General features: G+C 60.8%; 8 protein-coding genes. All 8 read left to right on the top strand.

Annotated elements, in window-relative coordinates:
• The coding region (locus Q0R02_RS09370) for a DNA-directed RNA polymerase subunit alpha C-terminal domain-containing protein (RefSeq protein ID WP_293882735.1) at positions 1–449 on the top strand (449 nt) is incomplete at its 5' end.
• A 94-nt stretch (positions 450–543) separates the two neighbouring features.
• A complete protein-coding gene (gene rplQ, locus Q0R02_RS09365; RefSeq protein WP_293882733.1) occupies positions 544–966 on the top strand; it encodes a 50S ribosomal protein L17 in 423 nt (140 codons plus the stop codon).
• A gap of 76 nt (positions 967–1,042) precedes the next feature.
• The gene (locus Q0R02_RS09360; protein ID WP_293882730.1) at positions 1,043–3,172 is read left to right on the top strand and encodes a prolyl oligopeptidase family serine peptidase; all 2,130 of its coding nucleotides are present in this window, start codon (positions 1,043–1,045) and stop codon (positions 3,170–3,172) included.
• A 31-nt stretch (positions 3,173–3,203) separates the two neighbouring features.
• Positions 3,204–4,754 carry a glutamine-hydrolyzing GMP synthase gene (guaA, locus tag Q0R02_RS09355; protein ID WP_293882727.1) on the top strand — a complete coding sequence of 517 codons (1,551 nt, stop codon included), beginning with the start codon at positions 3,204–3,206 and terminating at the stop codon, positions 4,752–4,754.
• Positions 4,755–4,813: 59 nt separating this feature from the next.
• Positions 4,814–5,047, top strand: a complete 234-nt coding sequence (locus tag Q0R02_RS09350; RefSeq protein WP_293882724.1) for a hypothetical protein — start codon at positions 4,814–4,816, stop codon at positions 5,045–5,047.
• Positions 5,048–5,122: 75 nt separating this feature from the next.
• Positions 5,123–5,512, top strand: a complete 390-nt coding sequence (locus tag Q0R02_RS09345; RefSeq protein ID WP_293882721.1) for an arsenate reductase — start codon at positions 5,123–5,125, stop codon at positions 5,510–5,512.
• Positions 5,509–5,889 (top strand): RidA family protein, encoded by a 381-nt coding sequence (locus Q0R02_RS09340; RefSeq protein WP_293882718.1) that lies wholly within the window; start codon positions 5,509–5,511, stop codon positions 5,887–5,889. Before Q0R02_RS09345 ends, Q0R02_RS09340 begins: the two co-directional genes overlap by 4 nt.
• A gap of 3 nt (positions 5,890–5,892) precedes the next feature.
• A complete protein-coding gene (locus Q0R02_RS09335) occupies positions 5,893–6,174 on the top strand; it encodes a DUF427 domain-containing protein (protein WP_293882717.1) in 282 nt (93 codons plus the stop codon).
• Positions 6,175–6,222 lie beyond the last annotated feature (48 nt).

Genomic DNA, 6,222 nt, shown 5'->3' with positions numbered 1-6,222 from the left:
AGACTGACGGCACTATTACGCCGGACGATGCCGTGGCTTATGCCGCGCGGATCTTGCAGGACCAGCTCTCGCTGTTCGTGCACTTCGATGATTCGATGGTGGCGACCCAGTCGCCGATCATCGGGATGGCAGCGGCTTCGCCTGCACATGTCAGCGAAAGCGATGCCAACCAGCTCAACCGTTACCTTTTGAAAAAGGTCGACGAGCTGGAGTTGTCGGTGCGTTCGGCGAATTGCCTGAAGAACGACAACATCATTTATATCGGTGACCTGGTCGGCAAGACCGAGGCAGAGATGCTTCGTACGCCGAACTTCGGCCGCAAGTCCCTGAACGAAATCAAGGAAGTGCTGTCGTCGATGGGGCTGCGTCTCGGCATGGACATTCCCGGATGGCCGCCAGAGAATATCGAGGACATGGCCAAAAAGCTCGAAGCCGAGTTGATGGGCTAAGCCTCAAGTAAAGTAGGGGTTTTGGCGGTGCCCCGTTTCACCGCCTGGCCCGAAGTGCCTGATACGGCTTCGGGACGAACATAGGACGGATACCATGCGCCATCGTAATGCCGGACGTAAGCTCCAGCGTACTTCTTCCCATCGCGCGGCACTGTTCCGCAACATGGCGGCCGCGCTTATCAAGCATGAGCAAATTACGACAACCGTGGCAAAGGCCAAGGAACTGCGTCCCTACACCGAGAAGCTGATCACGCTGGCGAAGAAGGGTGGCCTTGCCAACCGTCGTCTTGCGCATGCTCGGCTGCTCGACGATACGCAGTTGATCAAGCTGTTCGACGTGATCGCGCCGCGCTATGCCGATCGTGCGGGTGGTTATACCCGTGTCGTCAAGGCTGGCATCCGCCTTTCGGATGCTGCTCCGATGGCGATCATCGAATTCATCGACCGCGACGTCAACGCCAAGGGCCTGGATTCAGGACCGATTGCCGGTGACGACGATCTGGATGTTGCTGCCTGACAGCGCGCATCGGCTGTACTTGCGCCGCCACCAAACGAGTTTTAGGCTTCGGGATTATATCCCGGAGCCTTTTTCTTTGCACAAGTTTTCGCTGGCCTTGGTCGTGGCTGTCCTGACCCTTTCCGCCCCCGTATCTGCCGAGGCTCCACTGACTTATCCGAAAACCACCACCGTGCCCGTTGTCGAAACGCAATTCGGAGAGGCGGTTGCCGATCCTTATCGGTGGCTGGAAGACGACGTCCGGACCTCACCCAAGGTTCGGGATTGGGTGACCGCGGAAAACACTGTGACCGAGCGTTACCTGACGACGCTTCCCGGTCGTGACATCTTTGCCGCGCGGATTAAGCAGCTTTATGATTTTGAGCGCATGGGCGTGCCGCGTCGGGCGGGTTCACGGTATTTCTATTCGCATAACAGCGGCCTGCAAAACCAGTCGACCTTGTGGGTTCGCGACGAGATCGATGGTCGTCCCCGTCAGCTTCTCGACCCCAACAGCTGGGCCAAAGACGGCGCGACGGCACTGGCCGAGTGGGCGCCCTCCGAAGATGGTCGGTATCTGGCCTATGCCATTCAGGACGGCGGCACCGACTGGCGCACCTTGCGGACCGTCGATGTCGGTTCGGGCGCTTTGCTTGCCGATCAGATTAAATGGGTGAAGTTTTCGGGCATCGCCTGGAAGCCCGATGGCTCCGGGTTCTTCTACTCGCGGTTTTCGGCTCCGAAGGAAGGCGCCGCGTTCCAGTCGCTGAACACCGACCAGACAGTCTATTTTCATAGGGTCGGCACCGCGCAGGATGCCGACGTCAGGATTTACGCGACGCCCGATCATCCGAACTATAGCCATGGCGCGCGGGTTACCGACGACGGCCGCTATCTGGTCGTCACTTCGACGCAAGGCACCGACCCCCGGATGGAGGTGCATGTCATGCGCCTCGATGGGAGTGACTCTAAACCCCGCGCGCTGATTTCGGGCCTGAAGAACAGTTGGGACCTCGCCGGATCAGTCGGGTCGCGGTTCTGGTTCGTGACCGATACCGACGCCCCCAAGGGACGCCTGGTGTCGATCGACGTCGATGGTAGCAAGGTTCGGGTGGAACCCATCGTTGCCGAAACTGACGATACCATGGTCGGCGCGTCGCTCGTCGGCCAGCGGCTGATCGTCGCCTATCTCGGCGATGCCAAGTCGGAGGCCGCGCTGTTCGAACTCGACGGCAGGCCGGCGGGCGTCGTGCGACTGCCCGACATCGGCACCGCGGCAGGCTTTGGCGGCAAGAGCGGCAACAGCGAGAGCTTCTACAGCTTTTCCAGCTTTGCGATTGCGCCGACCATCTATCGCTACGACGCCGCGACTAATACCAGCACGGTATTCTTCCAGCCGAAACTGGAATTCGCACCCGGTGATTACACGACCGAGCAGGTTTTCTACGCGTCGAAGGACGGAACTAAAATCCCGATGTTTGTCGTTCGTAAACGAACCTTGCCGGCTGGCCCCGCACCGACATTACTATATGGATACGGCGGCTTTAACGTGGCGGTGACGCCCGGTTTTTCGGCGACGCGTATCGCTTGGCTGGAGCAGGGCGGGGTGCTCGCCATCGCCAACCTTCGTGGCGGCGGTGAGTATGGCAATGCCTGGCACGATGCCGGGCGGCTGCACCAAAAGCAGAATGTGTTCGACGATTTTATTGCGGCGGGCGAATATTTGATCGCGCAAGGCACAACGACAAAGGACCAGCTCGCCATCCAGGGCGGATCGAACGGTGGCCTGCTGGTCGGCGCGGTCGTCAACCAGCGGCCAGACCTATTTGCCGTCGCCCTCCCGGCGGTCGGCGTCATGGATATGTTGCGCTTCAATCGCTTCACGGCAGGGCGTTACTGGACCGATGATTATGGCGACCCGGCGGTGGAGGCTGATTTCCGGAACCTGCGCGCCTATTCGCCCTATCATAATATCCGCAGCGGCACCGCCTATCCCGCAATACTGGTGACGACCGCCGACACGGACGACCGGGTGGTTCCGGGGCATAGCTTTAAATACACGGCCGCATTGCAGGCCGCCGATCTGGGACCAAAGCCGCGGCTGATCCGGATCGAGACGCGGGCAGGCCATGGCTCGGGCAAGCCGATCGACAAGATCATCGCCGAAACCGCCGACGAATGGGCATTTATCGCCGAATGGACCGGCATGACGGTTTCGCCGAAATAGACAGCGCCCCGCGCGCTCGTTAGGCGGAGCCATGCCAGCCGCAACCATCCTCATCGTCGACTTCGGAAGTCAGGTCACCCAGCTTATCGCGCGCCGTGTGCGTGAGGCGGGTGTTTATTGCGAGATCGCCCCGTTCAACGCCGCCGAGGCTGCGTTCGACCGGCTCGATCCCGCAGGACTTATCCTGTCGGGCGGGCCTGCGTCGGTCACCCATGCCGGGTCGCCCCGTGCGCCACAGCGTTTTTTCGAGGCGGGGCTGCCGATCTTTGGCATATGCTATGGCCAGCAGACGATGGCAGCGCAACTGGGCGGCAAGGTCGGCAGCGTCGAATCGCGCGAATTCGGCCGCGCTTTCCTGAAAGTCGATGAGGCATGCGTGTTGTTCGACGGCCTGTGGCAAACCGGCGAAAGCCATCAGGTCTGGATGAGCCACGGGGATAAAGTAGAGGCTCTACCTCCCGGATTTCGCGTTGTCGCCACGTCCGAACGCGCGCCCTTCGCGGTGGTTGCCGACGACGCCCGGCGCTTTTATGGCACGATGTTTCACCCCGAAGTCGTCCATACCCCCGATGGCGGAAAGCTGATCGCCAACTTCGTGCGCCACGTCTGCGGGTTGCAGGGCGACTGGACCATGGCCGGATATCGCGCCGCCAAGATCGCCGATATTCGCAAGCAGGTCGGCGAGAGGAAAGTCATTTGCGGCCTGTCGGGCGGCGTCGACTCGGCAGTCGCGGCGGTCCTAATCCACGAAGCCATCGGCGAACAACTTACCTGCGTCTATGTCGACCACGGTCTGATGCGGCTCGGTGAAAGCGAGCAGGTCGTGGGCCTGTTCCGCGAACATTACGGCATCCCGCTGGTCCATGTGAACGCCGAAACCTTGTTCATGAACGGCTTGAAAGGGCTCACCGACCCCGAGGCCAAGCGCAAGTTCATCGGCAAAACCTTCATCGAAGTGTTCGATGATGAAGCCAAAAAGATCGGCGGCGCGGATTTCCTCGCGCAAGGGACGCTTTACCCCGACGTCATTGAAAGCGTCAGCTTCACCGGTGGCCCCAGCGTCACGATCAAGAGCCACCATAATGTCGGTGGCCTGCCCGAACGCATGAAGATGGGCCTGGTCGAACCCCTGCGCGAACTGTTCAAGGACGAAGTCCGCGTGCTTGGCCGCGAACTGGGGCTGCCCGAAATCTTTGTCGGGCGTCACCCGTTTCCGGGGCCGGGTCTCGCCATCCGCATCCCCGGCGAAGTGACCAAGGAACGCTGTGATATCCTGCGCAAGGCCGACGCCATCTACCTCGAGGAAATTCGCAATGCCGGGCTGTACGATGCCATCTGGCAGGCGTTCGCTGTCCTCCTCCCCGTGAAGACGGTCGGCGTGATGGGCGACGGACGGACGTATGAAAATGTCTGCGCGCTGCGGGCGGTGACCAGCACCGATGGCATGACAGCGGATATCTATCCGTTCGACGGCAGTTTTCTAAGCCGCGTCGCCACCCGGATCGTCAACGAAGTGCAGGGCATCAATCGCGTTGTTTACGACTACACCAGCAAGCCGCCCGGCACGATCGAGTGGGAGTGAGCGGCGTTGGTGATCGACACCCGACCTCTGTTGTGATCCCGTGGGATGATAAGGCCACATTGATCGACCTGGACGGCACCGCGCCGTTCCTCGGAACCCTCCGCGATTGCGTGCGACATTTTGCCGCGTTCAAGCCAGTGGTGCAGGCCGATGCGCGTGTTTTGCTGACAAAGCCGGTATTCCGGGTCGGACGCAAAACACGGGTCTGGGTGCTCAATCCGGACGAATTGGCAGGGCTTGCCAGAGCGATGATGGCTGATGGAGATTTGCCGGGCGTGAGGCGGAGCGGCTGAGTTTGGTGGGAAGCTGCCGTCAACGTGCATATGACATCTTTATGCGAAGCGGCAAAGCAACGACAGGAAATACCGGTGAAGATCATCCTCTATGGCATTCCAGGCTGCGACACGGTGAAGAAAGCGCGAAGCTGGCTGACCGCGCAGGATATTGCCTTCACGTTTTACAATTACAAAAAGGCTGGCATCGACCGGGCCTCGCTCGCACGCTGGTGCAACGACCTTGGCTGGGAGACTGTGCTGAACAGGGCAGGCACCAGTTTCCACGACTTGTCACCTGAGGACAAGGTCGACCTGACCCGCGACAAGGCGATCGACCTGATGCTCGCCAATCCGTCGATGATAAAGCGGCCGGTCGTCGAGGCGCAGGGGGTTTTGCTCGTCGGCTTCAAGCCGGACTTATGGGCGACAGCCTTCGCCCTGAACTGGACATCCGGCGCGCCCGCCTTCACACGCGTGCCATGACACGCACGCTTATCTCATCGGGATCGCCTTTCGAAACCACCGTCGGCTATAGCCGCGCCGTCGTGCAGGGGGACTGGTGCTTCGTCGCCGGGACGACCGGCTATGACTATGCCATGATGACGATGCCCGAGGCGGTCGAGGACCAGACCGCGAATGCGCTTGCCACGATTGCAAGGGCGCTGGCGGAGGGCGGGTTCGCGATGGCCGACGTCGTGCGGGCCACCTACTACATAGCCGACGCCGCTTATTGGTCGCCAATCGGCCCCGTGCTCGGCGCGGTGTTCGCAGACATTCGGCCAGCGGCGACATGCCTTGTAACCGGCCTCGTCACTCCCGAAATGAAGATAGAAATCGAAGTCACCGCTTACAAAGGATAAACGATGGTCAAGGCAGTCTGGAACGGCGTCACGATTGCCGAAAGCGACGACACCGTGGTCGTCGAGCGCAACCATTATTTCCCCATCGATTCCGTCACCCCGGGCGTGCTGGTCGAAAGCGCCACCACCTCGGCTTGCCCGTGGAAGGGGACCGCGAACTATTATTCGATCCAGGCCGGGGGCGCGGAAAACCGTGACGCCGCATGGTATTACAAGGTTCCCAAGCGTGAGGCATCCGAAATTGCCGGACGCGTCGCGTTCTGGAAGGGCGTTACCGTTAGCTGAGACGCCTATTATCGACGCATCGGGGGTGGTGGTCATGCCCGCGTAGCG

Source organism: Sphingomonas sp. (genome assembly GCF_025353885.1).
Taxonomy (GTDB): domain Bacteria; phylum Pseudomonadota; class Alphaproteobacteria; order Sphingomonadales; family Sphingomonadaceae; genus Sphingomonas_O.
Note: the sequence above shows the minus strand (reverse complement) of the source record. Positions and strands in the feature narration are given on the sequence as shown.

Coding starts and splice junctions, on each gene's coding strand:
- rplQ (WP_293882733.1), top strand. CDS start 544: ATGCGCCATCGTAATGCCGGACGTAAGCTCCAGCGTACTTCTTCCCAT.
- guaA (WP_293882727.1), top strand. CDS start 3,204: ATGCCAGCCGCAACCATCCTCATCGTCGACTTCGGAAGTCAGGTCACC.
- Q0R02_RS09340 (WP_293882718.1), top strand. CDS start 5,509: ATGACACGCACGCTTATCTCATCGGGATCGCCTTTCGAAACCACCGTC.
- Q0R02_RS09335 (WP_293882717.1), top strand. CDS start 5,893: ATGGTCAAGGCAGTCTGGAACGGCGTCACGATTGCCGAAAGCGACGAC.